Annotated in this window: 13 protein-coding genes; 3 read left to right on the plus strand and 10 right to left on the minus strand. The window is 67.0% G+C overall.

Annotated elements, in window-relative coordinates:
• Positions 1-22: 22 nt before the first annotated feature.
• The 6 genes from AMK22_RS23760 to AMK22_RS23785 all read right to left on the minus strand — a co-directional run bounded on the left by AMK22_RS23760 (position 23) and on the right by AMK22_RS23785 (position 5,189).
• The gene (locus AMK22_RS23760) at positions 23-694 is read right to left on the minus strand and encodes an SDR family NAD(P)-dependent oxidoreductase (RefSeq protein ID WP_073788076.1); all 672 of its coding nucleotides are present in this window, start codon (positions 692-694) and stop codon (positions 23-25) included.
• A gap of 48 nt (positions 695-742) precedes the next feature.
• A complete protein-coding gene (locus tag AMK22_RS23765; RefSeq protein ID WP_079186347.1) occupies positions 743-1,432 on the minus strand; it encodes a GntR family transcriptional regulator in 690 nt (229 codons plus the stop codon).
• Between the two features lie 76 nt (positions 1,433-1,508).
• A complete protein-coding gene (locus tag AMK22_RS23770; RefSeq protein ID WP_073788078.1) occupies positions 1,509-2,294 on the minus strand; it encodes an acetoacetate decarboxylase family protein in 786 nt (261 codons plus the stop codon).
• Positions 2,295-2,456: 162 nt separating this feature from the next.
• A complete protein-coding gene (locus AMK22_RS23775; RefSeq protein ID WP_073788079.1) occupies positions 2,457-3,209 on the minus strand; it encodes an amino acid ABC transporter ATP-binding protein in 753 nt (250 codons plus the stop codon).
• A gap of 4 nt (positions 3,210-3,213) precedes the next feature.
• Positions 3,214-4,314 carry an amino acid ABC transporter permease gene (locus tag AMK22_RS23780; protein WP_079186349.1) on the minus strand — a complete coding sequence of 367 codons (1,101 nt, stop codon included), beginning with the start codon at positions 4,312-4,314 and terminating at the stop codon, positions 3,214-3,216.
• A gap of 2 nt (positions 4,315-4,316) precedes the next feature.
• The gene (locus tag AMK22_RS23785; protein WP_158072076.1) at positions 4,317-5,189 is read right to left on the minus strand and encodes an ABC transporter substrate-binding protein; all 873 of its coding nucleotides are present in this window, start codon (positions 5,187-5,189) and stop codon (positions 4,317-4,319) included.
• Positions 5,190-9,019: 3,830 nt separating this feature from the next.
• On the opposite strand from AMK22_RS23785, the gene AMK22_RS23790 reads away from it, so the two are divergent.
• Positions 9,020-9,946, plus strand: a complete 927-nt coding sequence (locus AMK22_RS23790; RefSeq protein WP_073788081.1) for a ParA family protein — start codon at positions 9,020-9,022, stop codon at positions 9,944-9,946.
• Entirely contained in the window at positions 9,943-10,566 is a 624-nt protein-coding gene (locus tag AMK22_RS23795) for a hypothetical protein (RefSeq protein WP_073788082.1), read from the plus strand. Before AMK22_RS23790 ends, AMK22_RS23795 begins: the two co-directional genes overlap by 4 nt.
• A 1,154-nt stretch (positions 10,567-11,720) precedes the next feature.
• Here AMK22_RS23795 and AMK22_RS23800 read toward each other — a convergent pair.
• Positions 11,721-12,473, minus strand: a complete 753-nt coding sequence (locus tag AMK22_RS23800) for a hypothetical protein (RefSeq protein WP_073788083.1) — start codon at positions 12,471-12,473, stop codon at positions 11,721-11,723.
• A 383-nt stretch (positions 12,474-12,856) separates the two neighbouring features.
• Here AMK22_RS23800 and AMK22_RS39220 point away from each other — a divergent pair, with 383 nt between their 5' ends.
• Positions 12,857-13,093 (plus strand): hypothetical protein, encoded by a 237-nt coding sequence (locus tag AMK22_RS39220; RefSeq protein WP_143203594.1) that lies wholly within the window; start codon positions 12,857-12,859, stop codon positions 13,091-13,093.
• A gap of 29 nt (positions 13,094-13,122) precedes the next feature.
• Here AMK22_RS39220 and AMK22_RS39225 read toward each other — a convergent pair whose 3' ends face one another.
• From AMK22_RS39225 to AMK22_RS23815, 3 genes are all read right to left on the minus strand, one after another.
• Positions 13,123-13,506 (minus strand): hypothetical protein, encoded by a 384-nt coding sequence (locus AMK22_RS39225; RefSeq protein WP_073788084.1) that lies wholly within the window; start codon positions 13,504-13,506, stop codon positions 13,123-13,125.
• 37 nt (positions 13,507-13,543) lie between these two features.
• A complete protein-coding gene (locus tag AMK22_RS23810) occupies positions 13,544-13,924 on the minus strand; it encodes a transposase (protein WP_242434105.1) in 381 nt (126 codons plus the stop codon).
• Positions 13,925-14,150: 226 nt separating this feature from the next.
• On the minus strand, positions 14,151-14,891 hold the full coding sequence (locus tag AMK22_RS23815; protein WP_073788085.1) for an alpha/beta hydrolase: 741 nt from the start codon (positions 14,889-14,891) through the stop codon (positions 14,151-14,153).
• Between the last annotated feature and the right edge of the window lie 470 nt (positions 14,892-15,361).

Consider the following 15,361-nt stretch of genomic DNA (forward strand, 5'->3'; position numbering starts at 1 on the left):
GGATCCGTGCCCACAGCCGAGGTCAGAGCAGGCCAAAGTTCGCTTCACCACCGGGCTGAAGCCCGGTGCACTGCGAATAGACCCGGTAGCCGGGCGCGATGGCATTGGCCCTGATGCCGTACCGCCCCCATTCGTACGCCATGTTCTTGGTGACCTGGACGACGGCGGCCTTGGACGCGTCGTACACGGAGGAACGCTCGCCGTCGACCACGAGGCCGCCGATGGAGGCGAGGTTGATGATCCGTCCGCCTCCGCGCTCCCGCATGGCACGCGCCGCGCGTTGCGCGGTGAAGTAGGTGCCGCGCAGATTGACGGAGAGCGTGGTGTCGAACTCCTCGGGGGTGGCCTCCAGGGCGCTGTTGCGCAGCGAGACGCCCGCGTTGTTCACCAGCACGTCCGGACCGTCCCCGGACGCCTCCAGGGCGTCGAACGCGGCGTCGACCCCGCTCGGCCGCGTGGCGTCGAGTTCCAGTGGGGAGCAGTCGATCGCGTGCTCCCCGAGGTACGCGCACGTCTCCTCGGCGGCCCTCGGGTCGAGGTCGGAGACGATGACCCGGGCGCCCGCCGTGCCCAGTGCGAGGCACTGAGCGCGGCCCAGCCCGCCCGCGGCGCCCGTGACCAGGGCGGTCTGTCCGGACAGAGAGAAGCGACCCAACGGGGTGGCGGAGACGGAAGCGGTGCGATCGGTCGGCATGGAAACGGTGCTCCTCGTGTCGGGCCGGGCGAGACGCGGCGGGGCTGCCTACAGCCCGTAGTCGGTGAGGATCCGCACGACCTTCTGGGAGTCGTGCAGTACGTGCTCGCGGATATGTGTGGCGGCGGCCTCGGCGTCCTGCCGGACGATGGCCTCGGCCAGCGGCCGGTGATCGACGGCGGTGCCGCCGGGAGACTTCACGACCTTCGAGCAGAAGTACCACTGCCGCAGCGCGAGATTGAAGTGGATCTCGGCGGTGGCCCAAAGGTGCTCGTTGCGGGTCATGGCGTACATCGCACGGTGGAACGCGGCGTCCAGGTCGATGCACTCCTGGAGATTGGTGGTAGCCGCCTGCTGCTGGGCGAGCGCCAGCAGATGCCGCTTCTCCGCGTCCGAGCCCCGACGACAGGCCAGAACCGCGGCGAGCGCCTCCAGTTCGAGCCTGAGCTCGGTCACGGACCGGGAGTTCTTGAGGGCGATGTCGGTGGCGTAGGTTCCGCTGCGGGGGTACACCACCACGAGCCGCTCGAAGACGAGACGTCTGATCGCCTCACGCATGGGGGATGCTCCGAAGCCGAGACTGCTGCGCAGCTCCGGCTCGCTGAGTCGTTCCCCGGGCATGATCTCGCAGCGCACCAGTCGCGAGCACAAGGCGTTGTAGGCCGAGGCGCTGAGCAGATTCGAAGCGGACGCCTCGCCGTCGGCCGCGGAATCGCCGACGACTTTCACAGAACGCACGGACGACCTCTCTGTGTGGGGGTGGGGGCGTCAACGGCGGGGCCATTGACGCCGCGGGCAGTTGACTGTGAGCAGGCTACGCGTTGGTCACCGGCGCGGTGCCCTGCGCCCCGGGGCCCGCGAGCAGGTCGTCGATCACGGTGGATATGCCGTTCTCGACGGTGCAGGCGTAGTCGCCGACGGAGTATTCCCCGCCGAGAACGTCCACCAGCTTGAGTTCGACGCCGTTGACGGCGAGAGCGGAGGACAGCTCGACCTCGGCCGGGCCGAAGGACTTGTGCTTCAGGACGAAGTCCTTGGAGGTGTCGCGCGAGATGATCTCGAACGTCTTGAAACCCGGTCCGTTCGCCTCGGGGAGCGCGTGCACCTGGAGGTGCGGATACAGGCGCATGTCGGACCAGGCGTCGGCGGAGTACCCGTCCTGCGTCGACATCGCGATGCGGAAGATCCGGGAACCCGCGCGGGTGACCGTGCCGTGGGCACCGCTGTCGCTGTCGGTCAGCTCGATCTCGGCGTACTGCTTGGGGTAGCCCCAGACCTCGCGGCCGAAGGCCACGCTCCAGGGCTGGTCCTCGAACTCGAAGAAGTAGGTCACCGCCGTCCGGTCCTTGTACCGGACCGGGATGACGACCCCGGAGTCGTAGAAGGCGCCCGGGGTCGCGTTGCCGAAGTCCGCGATCTGGACGACGAACCGGTCGTCGGCCGGCTCGAACGGCGTCGGCTCCAGCAGGGACGCGAGGTTCGCGACGTCTCCTCGGCAGTAGACCGAGAGCGTCCGGAGGTCCTGCGACCAGTACGGCTGGTCGCCGCCGGGGTAGCCGAGGTACTTGAAGAAGTTCTTCACGTCGTAGTGCTGAGTCACCGTCAACTCCAATGTCAGGAAAGGGTTTTACGTGCGATGAGGCGTTGTGATGCGGGAAGCCGGACGGGGGATGCGCGGGATGCTGCGCGGACGCCCGCGGCCAGTGCCGTGGCCGGCAGTGTGTTCGTCCGGAGGGGAACCATTGCCGTGACGGGACAGCCCTCAGTTCCGTCCCGCCTCGTGAATCCGGCGGAGGAACGTCTTCAGTTCCGGCGTACGAGGGTCGTTGAAGATCTGCTCGGGCGGTCCCTGTTCCAGGATGATTCCTTTGTGCAGGAAGCAGAGTTGGGACGAGATCTCCCTGGCGAAGGGCAGCTCATGAGTGGTCATCATCATCGTGATGCCGTCGTCCGCCAGTTCCCGGACGAGGTTGAGCACCTCGATCACCAGCTCCGGGTCCAGGGCCGACGTGATCTCGTCCAGCAGCAGAACCTCGGGGCGCATCAGCATGGCCCGGGCGATCGCCACCCTCTGCTGCTGTCCGCCCGAGAGCTGCTCGGGATAGGCGTCCGCCTTGTCCTTGAGCCCCACGCGTTCGAGCATGACGCGCGCGTCGGCCTCCGCCTGGGCCTTCGAGGCCACCCCGGCGCGGACCGGTGTGAGGGTGCAGTTCCGCAGGACCGTCATGTGCGGGAAGAGGTTGAAGCTCTGGAACACGATGCCGACCCGGCGGCGCAGCCTGACCAGGTCGACCCCCTCGCCGGAGACGACGTCGCCGTTGAGCGAGATCCTTCCGCCCTGGATCGGTTCGAGCCCGTTGACGCAGCGCAGGAGTGTCGACTTCCCGGACCCGGACGCGCCGATGAGGGTGACGACGTCGTTCCGTTCGACGGCGAGATCGACGCGGTCCAGGACCGTGGTGGCGCCGTACTTCTTCGTGACCTGTTCCAGGGCCACATGTGCGGTTGTCGTCATGGTTTCAGACTCTCTTCAGCTTTGTGCCGGAGCGGGCCAGCAGGTAGTCGACGAAGCGGGTCTGCGGGATGGTGACGAGAACGAAGACGAAGCACACGGCGGTCACCGCGGAGAGGTTGAAGTCGTTGGCGGAGTAGATCTTCGCCTGGCTGAAGGCGTCGATGATGCCGACGACGATGACCAGCGCCGTGTCCTTCTGCAGCCCGATGAACTGGCTCAGCATGGGGGCCGCGATGTTCCGCGACATCTGCGGCAGGATGACGAACCTGAGGACGTCCGGCTGCGAGAGGCCCATGGAGAGCGCCGCCGAGGTCTGCCCCGGGTTGATGGACTCGATGCCGGCGCGGAAGAGCTCGGCGTTGTACGCGCTGTACGTGAGTGCCAGGGCAGCGATGGCGTAGACGATCGGATCGCCCTCGCTGAGCACGGGCACCTCGGTCAGGGGAAGGCCGAAGCAGACCAGGTAGATCAGCACCACGGACGGAATGCCGCGGAACACGTCGATGTACGCGATCGCCAGCACCCGGACCGGCCAGAAGCCCTTGCCCGGCAGCAGCCGCGCCACGGCGAGGACCAGCCCGAAGAGCATGGCCAGGATCTGTGCGCCGACGGCGATCTCGATGTTGATGAGGAGGGCCTTGAAGACGTCGCCCAGGCTCTCCGTCATGAACGACATGTTGAAGAAGGTCTTCTGGACCGCACCGTCGTTGGTGAAGACGAGCAGGCCCGCGACCGCCACGACGGCGACGAAACCGGTCAGGCCGAACGACGAAACCGATGCGCTCCTGGACCGGGCGGCGGCGACCCGTGACTCGGTGCAGCGCCCTGCCTCCCACTCCTCGTCCGAGAGCCTCTGACGCCGGAGGGCCAGCAGGAGCGGACCGCCGAGGACGACGACCGGCAGCACGACTCCGAACACGAGCCGGGACGTCTGACCGGAGGTGAGGGTGCCGGCGAACTCGTAGCACAGCACGACGGCCAGCAGGGCGAGGATCGCTGCCCCGCTGAGGTACCCCGAGGTGCGCAGTGGACGAGTCGGGGCGAAGCCCTCTCCATCGGGTGCGGGTCTGTCGGTGGAGTCCTTGTCGAGCGTTCGGGCATTCATGGTCAGGCACTCCAGTCAGGAAGTGCGTGCGGGTCGCCGCCGAGGATCGGATTGAGCCACTTGTCCATGATCGACTTCAGGGTGCCGTCCTTCTCCATGTCGGCGAGGATCTCGTTCACCACCTCGACGTTCGGCGATCCCTTGGGGAGCAGCGGGGCGACATCGCCGCCGACCGGGTATCTCCCGACGACCTCGAGCTTTCCGTCCGACTTGGCGGCACGGGGCATGACGGTCGCCGTGTCGTTCAGCGCGGCGTCGATCTGGCCGGAGAGTACGGCGTTGAAGAGGTCGTCGTTGGAGCTGAACACCCGGACCCGCTTGGGCTTCAGGGTGTCGTCGGCGAACTTCAGCTGGAGCGATCCGGCCAGAACGCCGACGGTCGAGTTCTTGATGTTCGACCGCGAGAGACCGGAACCGGTCTTGGTGAGGACACCGGTCTCGTACGTGTTGTACGGGGTGGAGAAGTCGACGGCCTTGCGCCGTTCCGGAGTGACGAGGATGTCCCACACCGCAAAGTCGAAGTTCGACGACTTGGCCGTCACCAGCGCCTCGAAGGAGGCGTTGACCAGGGTGATCTTCTTGAGCCCCGCCCGGTTGGCGATCTCCGCGTCGAGGCAGTACATGTAGCCGCCGTCGATGGACTCCAACGTGTTGCCCCGGTATCCCGCGGGGAAGGGCAGCGAGGCCGCGACGGTCAGTTCGCCCGCCTTCTTCGTCTTCATCTCATGAATCCGGGGGTCCTTGGTGACCTCGCAGTCCCCGAACGGTTTCGCCCGATGTCCGGACTCCGCCCCGGTACCGCCGGAACAGGCTGTGAGCGCGACGAGGGAAGTGGCCGTGACCACTATGCCGCTGATTCTCAGTGACTTCTTCATGTGCGACCTCTGGGGAGGATGACTTCGGAGTACGAGGAGCAGCCCGAGTCCACGCCATGCACTGCCGCGCGAACCTTGGAACATCACTGATATTTCAGTGATGTGGGACACAGGCTATACGCGGGCGTTCGTTTTTGGCCAGACCTGTCTCAAAGTGAGATGTGAGGCTGCGTCACGGTTGATCGGCCGGCAACGGCGGTCGCCGTCCCATCCCTCGGCCCTGGGACGGGTCCGGCACCGCTCCGGCCCCCCGGTTCGGCACCGGCTCGGTCAGCGGGCTGCTGACGAACGGTCGTTGACCGCATCACGGCCCGGCTCGCGGCCTTCGCCGCCTGGGCGGAGGGTGTGAAAGCAAAGTTGGATCACGTTGCCGCCTCAGGCGCCGAGAGGCCGACGACCTGCCCTGGAGCGTGCCGGGGGCTGCTGTCCGGCTGTCGCGACGCGGGCGAGACCTGGACCCTTGAAGCGAGGTTCTGGCGGCCCGTACGTGATCGAGGCGCTCGCCCGCATCGGCCGGGCTGGCCCACGGTCCATGGCCGCCCCGAGGGGCACCAATACGGGCCCCGCCCGGCAATCCGACGTCGTGTGCGCGTCCGGGCCCCCTCCCCCGCCGATCCGCTCCGGGACGGCGACTCTCCAGCCTGATAGTTGAAATATGAATGACTTCTCTGGGAGGGCTTGAGAGCGCGGGGCCCAGCTGCGGACTTCCCGCCCGGAACCTGTATTCGCGGCCGTACAGGCGGCGCCGAGCCCTCTGCGCTCCGTCCGCCACGAGGATGTTCCGGTCCGGGGGCGGACGCGTTTCGCCTCCTGAGCCGCCCCCGAGCGCCGACGGTCGGACCCGTTGCCGGAGCGCTGTCCCGCTCCACTCCCCCGCGGCTGGAGCGGTGCTTCCCGAGAGGTATTCCGCCGGGCAGATTCGACCGATGTGCTCAAGAAGTACGGCGACGGAACCGAGACCGGGCAGTGCTGGTGGTATGCCATCGGGGCGACGCCTCGGCCCCGCATCAGGAGCCGGCGCCCCGGCAGGCATGCTCTGCTGCCCGCCGACCAGGGCCTGGCGCGGCTCAGTCGCTTCTGCGAAAGGGCGACCGACAGGGCAGGCACCACTGTTGGCAATGTCTGCCCTGCCGCGGTGGAGGTCCTTCGGCGGGACGGGCACTCAGGCAGTCCGCTCATACGGCGTTGTCGAGCACGCTCGGTGCCCCGCGTACGGAGCCCGCTGTCGGTGTGGTTGCCAGAGGACACCAATGGAATCGATCTCGTGTGGAGAAGACCGACGGTATGGGCGGGGGCCTCGGGGCAGCATGGGTCGGTGGGCGGGGAGAAGTGACCGTCGGCGTGAGGCATGGTTCGTCGCGTCCTCATGAGACACGAAGCATCGCCCACGACGAGGAGACCGTGAGCACGGATGGCCTCCCGGGAGCCTCGCTTCCGGTCGGTACGTGCCTGGTGGGTGACTGATGGCCCGGCGTATCCCGTGAGCTCTGGTTCTGCTGGAAGAAGTCGATCGAGAAGCCAGGCGATGCCAGTGGGGGCTTCCGGTCTACGGGACGGAGGGATGGGCGGCTCAAGTGCTCATAGGTGGCCGATCCATGCCGCGCGCGCCGACAGGAAGAGATCTGTATCCGATGGTGTCTCTCTCTGCCTTACGGTTCTCTCTCGGCCCACCAGCGGATCATTTGGTGCGGTTCAGCGGGTCGCGAGTCAGCGGATCACATGATGGAAGAAGGGGAGGGAAGACCCAAACGATCCGGGTACCTGAAGACTGGTCTGGTGCTTGGCTCTCCCATGGGCTTCGAGCACTCTGGTCCGGATCTCGGAGTGTTCGGCGATCGCACACCATGGTCTCGAGATGTGCCTACGAAGATCTTCGTGCGTACTTCATTCAGTTCGCATCACGAGGAAACACCGTGGGGCTGAAGCATCGTGAAGGTATCAGGGAACGGCAGAGTCGATTGCTCCTCTGCTGCACTGATCGTCGACCGCGCGGGGATCGAAGGACAGACCGGTCTGCTGGTCAGGCTTTACGCAGCTCATGGTGATCGAGCGGGCAACAGGTTGAGCGGAGGCGATGGGTGACACCAGATTGATGGAGAAGCCGTCTGAGGGCCTACGTCCACGTGAGCGTTTCGCTGACAGCTCTGGGAAGGTGTAGTGATGAACAAGAAGGATGCCTGGGTTCGATTGAACTCGGTGACTGCATCGCCAGGGGACGCTCTGACATCCCTTGAAGGTGATGCGTAGATCCGATCTGAGTGCGTACAATGATGATGTCTTGTTCGGGGCAAAAACAGGCTCTGACCTGCGAAAACAAACATCGGTGCAAACATGGACGCAAGCTTGTACACACACCTGAAGGCACGCTTGATGACGAGCTGTGTCAACAGCGCTTCAGCTTGCTCGGAAGTTCATGCGGGTATCGACGGGTCCTCTTGTGTGATGAGAAACCTTGCCTCTCGCGGTGCTGCAGGTGTTTCCACGCGCCTTTGCCAAGGTCGGGCTGATCGTGTGGTGCTGAGCCGGTTTGCGAGTCGATTTGCGAGCCGGACGACAGGTGGAAATGTGCGCCTGCTTATGTGTCACGTAGTCAATGGAAGTGCAGGCCCCCGGGCCTGTTGGCTGCTGTGCAACCAACAGGGTTCACTCGTGTGCGAGGTCATCCACGGAGTGCCATGCAGGGGGGCGTGCGTGACGGTGAGCCTGATGAAAGGCATCGTCGGGCACATAGGACATGATGGCCGCGCTAGCGGGCAGCCGGGTCAGGGTGCGGGCCGATCCGCATGTTCGAGTGTCGGTTGCTCGAAGTGCGGGACGGTCAGCCAGATCGCACATCGGCCCAGGTGTCGGCGCATCAGCCCGTCGGCCCGCCAGTTCGCACGCTTCGGGGTGGGTGACTCACGTCGTAAGCAGACGGGCTCGACTGCTGGTCGGTTCTCGCACTGCTTTGAGGATTCGACGGTGAATCGATGTGATGACTCGCTGCCGAGCAAGTGCATGGGTTCGGTGCCTGGCATGGGTTTCAGGAGGCACGCCGAGTGAGGTGCGGGTTCGTCAGGCAGTCCGACGGGAAGTGCAAGGGGAGGTGGCCCAGCAGGCCGGGTGACGGGTTGCTCAGTCGGCACGATGCTGGGTGCGATGGGAGGCGGGGCGGTGGATCGGTGAACCATCCCGCCCGCAAAGTTGCTGGTCGGCCCGGCGGGTGATGGGTCGCCAGGTGTGTCGGTGGGATTGCCGACGGGTTGGCCGTTCAAGGGGGGAGGCCATGGACCCGCGGGGGAGCGTGCCGCCCCGGAGGGTGATGTGACTGAGGGCTTGGTGAGACGCGGGCGTGGTGGCTCAGGAGGAAGCAAGAGGGTCTGCTCGATGCCTTGTCGATCGTCCGGTCCGCATGAATCCCTGAGGTGTAGTGAGTCGTCCGGCGTGTTGGTCGATGGAACCTGAGGGTTTCCTGATAGCGTGTGCTGCACTTTGTTCGGCAACTGGGCTGGAGGTGACTGTTCTTGTGGTTGTGCCAGGAGTGGTCATCACCCATCACTTCATCCCCAGGAACGCGGTGTGTCGGATGGGTTGAGAGGCAGACGGATCAATCTGAGGAAAAGCGGTGCGCCTTATGTGAGGTACAACTCTCAAAGGGCCGCTGACCTGGCGGGACGGGGTCGCCGGAGAGCTTTTCGCGGACGGATCCCTGCCCTCGGGCCCTACCTCGCACTGTGATGGAGCGGTGTGGAGCGCAGGATCGTTCTGAGCGAAGTTTTGACCATGCATAACAGTTCAAATCGGGCATACAGCGCCCTCTTTCCGGGCCTGAATCCAGAGTGAGAGGACCCATGTCCAGTCCCTTCGCAGCACCTGACATCCGCGCCCAGCTGCCGGCGATCCCCTGGGGCTCGCTGTCGCACATCTTCATGTTCGGCAACGGCAAGGGCGGCGTCGGCAAGTCCTCGGTCTCCGCCAACGCCGCCGGCAAGGCCGCGCGCAGCGGACTGCGGACGCTCATCATCGACTGCAACGCCCAGGGCAACATCGCGCGTGAACTCGGCTACAAGAAGGCCGAGTGGAATGACGGGGGAGCGGGGCTGCTCGAATCCCTTCGGACGGGTACGCCGCTGAACCCGCGTGAGAACGTGCGCGAGAACCTTGACGTGGTCATGGGCGGACCGGCGCTCGGCGACGAGTTCGGCATCTTCTTCCACACGCTTCTCGCCAAAGAGGGTCCGCACGCGTATCTGCGGCTGCTGATGTGCCTGCTGCCCATCGCGCACAGGTACCAGATCATCGTTCTCGACACGCCTCCCGAGAACCCCTCCCTGCAGCGGCTCGCCCTGTCGGCCGCGCGATGGCTCATCATCCCGGTCAAGAGCGACGGCGGTGCCGAGGACGGGCTTGCCCAGATCGGCCTCGAATTCTCGTACGTCAAGTTCGTCAGTCAGATCAACCCGCACATCGCTCTTCTCGGCGTGCTGCTGTTCGACACGGGGCGTACGTACACAGGGATCCATGCCGACGTACGGCGGCAGGTCCAGAAGGTGCTCGGGCAGGAAGCCCATATGTTCAAGCACCTCATCGGCCACACCGAGTCGGTGGCACGGCTCGTGCGCAAGCGCGGCATGCTCGTGTCGGAGCTGGCCGAACGGCGGGCGGGCGGCGACCGGAGCATTCCGGAGACCGTCGCGAGCCTGGCCGCCGACTATGAAGGCTTCACCGAAGAAATGTTCGCTCGGGCTCTTGAGCTGAGGAAGGAAACTGCGGCATGACACCGCCGAAGGGCAAGAAGCGCGTGGATGAGGACGATGAGCAGAACATGTCCGACGAAGGCGTCGGCAATCTGTTCAGCGGGGGAGGGGCGCCCTCCAGCGCGCTGGCGGGGTGGGCGAGCGCACCGGCGGTGCAGCCGACCGTCGCCCCCGTCCAGCCCACCCCGATCGTGGAGCCGGCGCGTCCGGTGTCGGTGATTCCGCAGCCCGCGCGCGAGGTTGTCGAGGAACCCGCCGAGGTCGATGACGCGGACACGGCCAAGCCGGTCGGCTTCTACGTCTCCACGAACGTTGCGAACCGGTTCCGCAAGCACCGCAAGCAGACCGACCTCACCCACACGCAGATCGTTCTCCTCGCCGTCGAGGCGGCCGTGGAGAAGGGTGTCGCGCAGGTGGTCGAGGACGCGCGCCGGGCGCCCAAGTTCCAGTCGAAGCTGTTCGCGGTGAAGCCCGACGACGCGGATCTGCGTGGCCTCGGCCCCGTTCAGTTGCAGTACAAGCCGACCAAGGTACAGCGCGGCATCATCAACGGGCTCGTCGGCGAGTCGGGTCTCCCGGACCACACCAAGTTCCTCGCGATCGTTCTCGACCAGTACCTGCCGGGACGCCGGGACGTGTGAGGCTCGGCGAAGGCCGGGGCGTGCGGGGGCGGCGGAGAAGGGGTGATGCGGGTGCCACCTGGGCGGCGCTCGCAGCCTCGGCGCGGTGAGTGGGACCGAGCCGATGACGAGTGACGCTCCCGGGCGCGAACCGGCCTTCACGCGGGACCGTGGTCGAGGGGTCCGACCGGCGTCCGACTGGACCGCGCCCACGAAAAGATCACGGCCGACATCGACGCGGCAGGGATGCAGCGCCTGATCGCGTACGTCCTCGGGGACGCCACAGCACAGCGCATGGGGCAACGGCCAGCGGGCCTGCCGGACTTCGCCGGGTATGCCTGGGGCTGCGGATCATGAACGCCCACCTGACGGCCTTGGGGCTGACCGCCACCCGCAGCACCGCCCTTCCGGTGCGCGAGATCCTGCTCAACGCAGGCGTGTCGACCGGCTCGTGACCGTGCATGGAGGGTTGCTGGCGGCCCGGGGGCCCGTGGCCGTGTCCGGAGGGCCTGTGACCGGCCTGGAGGGCTTGTGGCCGTGTCCGGAGGGCGGGGGAGGGGCGCCAACCTTCACAGACGTTGGTCCACCCCTCCCAGTAGGCCCCGGTGTCCTATCCCTGACCCAGGGTGCAAGGCAGCAGTCGGCCCTGTGCCCGTCCTCGTTGCTTCTCGCCCGGCCTCTTCGTCGGGCCGGGCGGGTAGTCCGCGGAGGAGTGGGGGCGTTCATGCGCCGGGAGTGGTCGCCAGGGGACGTGGTGGTGTGCTGGACGCCGGTGGGCAGCGTCGGTGGCCGCGTCGCGGGCACCGTTCGCGCGCAGCCGCTCGCGGTGGACCCCGTTGGGCGGTGGCGTGCCGGGGCGGTCGCGGCACTGTTCGCCCTGCATGGCGTAGCACTTTGGGCAGGCGCCCTTGCGCCGGAGGTCCGGCGGTCGCGTGGGCAACTGCTGCACGGTCGTCGGGGTGCCGTGGCGGCCACGGGCCATCACACCGCTCCGGACCGCTGCGGGATGTTCTCGGCGAGGTACTCCGGCAGCTGGCCGGTCTGCTCGTACGTGAGGGTGCTGTGGGCGGTCACGCGAGTCCAACGGGCGGCCCGTCGGTGCGTCACGGGGCCAAGCGGGCGACACGGCGGCCGTCGCAGGTGAGAAGCCATTGGCGCCGTTGGGCCCAACATCCCTAACCGGCGGAGTTCCGTGCCGGGGGCACGGGCAGCCCGTTCCGGGCGGCGATCAGTTCGTCCAGGAGCGCGAGAACCTGGTCGCGGACGGCGGTGGCGGGCAGCGGGTGGGATGCCTCGGCGCCGTCGGGCACGCCGGCGGCGAGCACGGGCCGCAGACCGCGGAGCCGGGAGACGAGCTCGGGGCCGTCCAGGGTCTTTGCCCAGGACAGCAGTTTGTCGTCGGTGGCGGCGCGGGTGAGGTCGGGCCAGGTGCCGTTGAAAGTCGCCAGGTCGAAGACCGCTGACCTCACCCGCGCCACGTTGTCGCGAATCCAGGCTGCCTCGGCCCGGTCGCGGGCGCGGGCGGCGCGCTGTCTGTCGGGGTAGCGGTCGCCGCGATAGGTGGCGGCGTCGCGTTCCAGGCGGACGAAGCGGGACTCGGCGCTCGTACGGGAGGCCAGGCCGAGGGCGTCGGCGATCTGCTGCCAGGACGCCGACCGTGTCCGGGCGGCCCGGGTGAGGTCGCGCTCCAGGGTGTCCAGCGCCGCCCGCGCCTCGTCGAGCTGGGTGAGCGCGGCGAGGACATCGTCGGCCGGCACCTCCTCCCGCTCGGCGTCGTCGGGAAGGCCGTAGCCCTCGGCGGCCGCGCGCACGGCGTGCATCGCGCGGGCCGGGTCGAGCCAGCCGCGGCCGCCGGAGTACTTCGCCAGGAGCAGCGCCTCGGCGTCCTGCAGCTGCTGCTCACGGTTCTCGGGGTCGATCTTCGCCATGGTGCGCAGCCTGCCACCGGGCAGACCGTGTCCGCGAATCGCGGACAGCCGGGCTGCGGGCCCGGAGGAATGCGGCCGAACCTTGCGGTACGGGTGTCAGCCCAGCCACGCGATCCAGTGCCCCGGACCTGGAAATTCAAGGCTCTCCGAAGGTTTCTCCAACATCGGACGGCCACGATGTGTGCACAGAGTCCGCTGAGCATGACTACGAAGGAGAAGACCTTGCGTCTGTCCAAGCGACTCGGAGCGGCCGCGGCTGCGACTGCGGCCGTCTTCGCGATGATGCCGTCGGCGTCAGCAGCCGCTCATGCGGACACCATGTCCGCCCCCAGGCTCCCGCAGCCGTGAACTGCAACTGGGACCCCAACAGGGGGACCACCGGCGTGAGCATCGTGACCACCAAATCGATCAAACTGAGGTATGGGCCGGCTGCGGGCTGCGGTTTCATCGGGTTGAGCGACATGAGCGTGCCCACGCAACTGTGGGCTGTGTGTAAGTACCGCAACCCCGATTCGGGCAACACCTGGTACTACGTCGACCCGGACGAAAGCACTTGGCGGAAGGGCTGGATCTACTCCGGCAACGTCAAGGTCGGTTCGGGGACGATCCCCAACTGCTGAACGCGATCCGGATTTCGTGCCCCAATCCATCATGGAGCGTGCAGGGCGAACAGGTTTGCCGTCAGGGTGAGCTTCCCGGTGTACGCACATGAAGGCAGGGCCCTTTCGATGCTGACCGTCCTCGGCAGATCCCATCTGGCCGGTCCCGCCCTGGCCTTCGGCCTCATGGTCACGACCCGGCGCTGCATCGCTTCCGCCCACGCCTGACACCGCACCACGAGAAGCGGCGCCCGAAGCCTTGAGAGGCGGCTTCGGGCGCCGCTTGGGGTGTCGTTGTAGAAGTTGGCGACCACGCCCTTGGCGAACTCCAGCTGGTCGTCCTCCAAGTGCGCGAGGTGTTCGACGATCGCGGCGCGGTCGCGTGCGGCGTAGGCCCGCAGCAGATCGTGGGCCCGCCACGCGGCCTCGTTCACGCGGGGGTCGGTGAGGTCCTGGAAGCGTGGGTCTCGGTCATCGCGTCTCCGTGGTCGTTCGGGCGGCGGTGTCCGCCGGGGCACGGGGGCGGGGCACGGCTGTGGGCAGCCCGAGCTCGAGCCGCTTGTTCATGTCCAGGCGGAAGGTCCCGTACGGGTTGACGTTCGACCAGAACAGCGCGGTCAGGCCGCGCCGGTCCTCGGCGGTGAGCTTCTTCGCCCACTTCGGCTCGGCCAGGACCTGCTGGAGCAGCAGCGTATTGATGTGTACGAGGCTGGACCGGAGTAGGTGCAGCGCGAGCATGGACGCCTCGGCGACGTCGGCGTACTTCTCCAGCAGCGCGAGCGCGTCCGTCACCGGCCGGTAGGCGGTGTTGTTGCACTTGAAGCCGAGCGTGCTCAGCAGCGGCGGCAGCATCTGCCGGTCGTACGAGCTGTACGAGGAGCGAGCGCAGCGTGGTGCGGACCTTGGACTTGATGGCTTTGTTCACCGAGAACCCATGGCTTCGGGTAGCACGGGCCCCTGCCGAGTTGGCAGGGGTCCGCGGCATACTAAACAGCAGAGGAGCGCCAAGACCTGCCCTCGACGAGCAGCATCCTGGCCAACATGGCTTACCGTCTGCTGATGGCCTGGCGGCCCGGCCTCAATTCAGGTGCCGGGTGAAGAACTGGGCCGCGGCGTCCCCCGCGAACTGCGGGACGCCGGTGTGCCCGCCCATATTGGCGTGCAGGGACTTCTCCTTGGAGCCGAAGGCGTCGAACAGGTCCAGGGCCGCCTGCCGGTCGTTCCCGTCGTCGTCCCACTGCAGCAGGACGTGCAGCGGAATGGTGACCTGGCGGGCCTCCTCGAACATGGCGCGAGGCACGAAACTCCCGGCGAAGAAACCGGCGGCCACGATGCGCGGCTCGACCACCGCAAGGCGAACGCCGATGGAGATCACTCCCCCCGAGTACCCGACCGGGCCGCCGATCTCGGGCAGCGACAGGAGGGCGTCAAGGGCGGTCTGCCATTCCGGGACCGCCTTGTCGACGAGCGGGAGGATGAGGGCGTCGATGATCTCGTCGCTGACCGGCTCGCCGGCCTCCATAGCCCGGCGCAGGTCGGCGCGGGCCTGCTCGGCGGCGGCCCAACGGGGCCGGTCACCGCTCCCGGGAAGCTCGATGGTGGCCGCGGCGAAGCCATCCGCCGCGGCGTGCCGGGCCCGCGCCACCAGTCTGGGGTACATCTTGTGCAGTCCGAGCGGAGGGTGACCGAGCAGGATCAGCGGCGCCGGTGCGGATGTGGATGCGGGTGTCCACAGGATGCCGGGGATCTCGCCGAGGGTGAATTCGCGTTCGAGGACGTCGTCGTCGAGGCGCTGTTCGGAAGTGAAGTGAAGGGCCATGATCGTGCCTTTCGGGAGTGCGCTTGAACGGCGCTCCCGGACGACCTATCGCCCGAACGTGACCCCGGAGGAGAGCACCCATGTCGATACGTTCACAGGTACCACCTCCTCGTTCTCTTGCACGGCCTCCGCGAAGGTAGCAGCGGCCGCCGTGGTCCGCCAATCGGTTTTTGCGTGGGCTCTGTGGCCGGATGACAAGCAGTCGGAACACTACGCAGAGCTACTTGGGGCCTCATCGCGGCGGGGCGCGCTGGGGGCGCTGTCGTTTCTCATGAACATCGAACACGACGCGCCGCCGACGCCTCCGCCTCCCAATCTCATGTACTGGTGCTATCGGTTCTCGTGAACAAAGCCAGATGAACGCCTTCTCGTTTGCTTGGCCTCCGCGACCAGGTCGCGCAGCGTCTTCTCAACTTCGACATCAGTACGAACCCGAGCCGGGCCGGGCCGGACTTGTTGGATTCCGAGCT

Origin of the sequence: Streptomyces sp. CB01580 (assembly GCF_001905795.1) — a bacterium.
In the GTDB taxonomy this organism is placed as follows: domain Bacteria; phylum Actinomycetota; class Actinomycetes; order Streptomycetales; family Streptomycetaceae; genus Streptomyces.

Excerpts from the sequence above, each read along its gene's own strand:
- AMK22_RS23795 (WP_073788082.1), top strand. The coding sequence starts at position 9,943 with ATGACACCGCCGAAGGGCAAGAAGCGCGTGGATGAGGACGATGAGCAG.
- AMK22_RS23800 (WP_073788083.1), bottom strand. The coding sequence starts at position 12,473 with ATGGCGAAGATCGACCCCGAGAACCGTGAGCAGCAGCTGCAGGACGCC.
- AMK22_RS23785 (WP_158072076.1), bottom strand. The coding sequence starts at position 5,189 with ATGAAGAAGTCACTGAGAATCAGCGGCATAGTGGTCACGGCCACTTCC.
- AMK22_RS23815 (WP_073788085.1), bottom strand. The coding sequence starts at position 14,891 with ATGGCCCTTCACTTCACTTCCGAACAGCGCCTCGACGACGACGTCCTC.
- AMK22_RS23780 (WP_079186349.1), bottom strand. The coding sequence starts at position 4,314 with ATGAATGCCCGAACGCTCGACAAGGACTCCACCGACAGACCCGCACCC.
- AMK22_RS23760 (WP_073788076.1), bottom strand. The coding sequence starts at position 694 with ATGCCGACCGATCGCACCGCTTCCGTCTCCGCCACCCCGTTGGGTCGC.
- AMK22_RS23775 (WP_073788079.1), bottom strand. The coding sequence starts at position 3,209 with ATGACGACAACCGCACATGTGGCCCTGGAACAGGTCACGAAGAAGTAC.
- AMK22_RS23790 (WP_073788081.1), top strand. The coding sequence starts at position 9,020 with ATGTCCAGTCCCTTCGCAGCACCTGACATCCGCGCCCAGCTGCCGGCG.
- AMK22_RS23810 (WP_242434105.1), bottom strand. The coding sequence starts at position 13,924 with ATGCTGCCGCCGCTGCTGAGCACGCTCGGCTTCAAGTGCAACAACACC.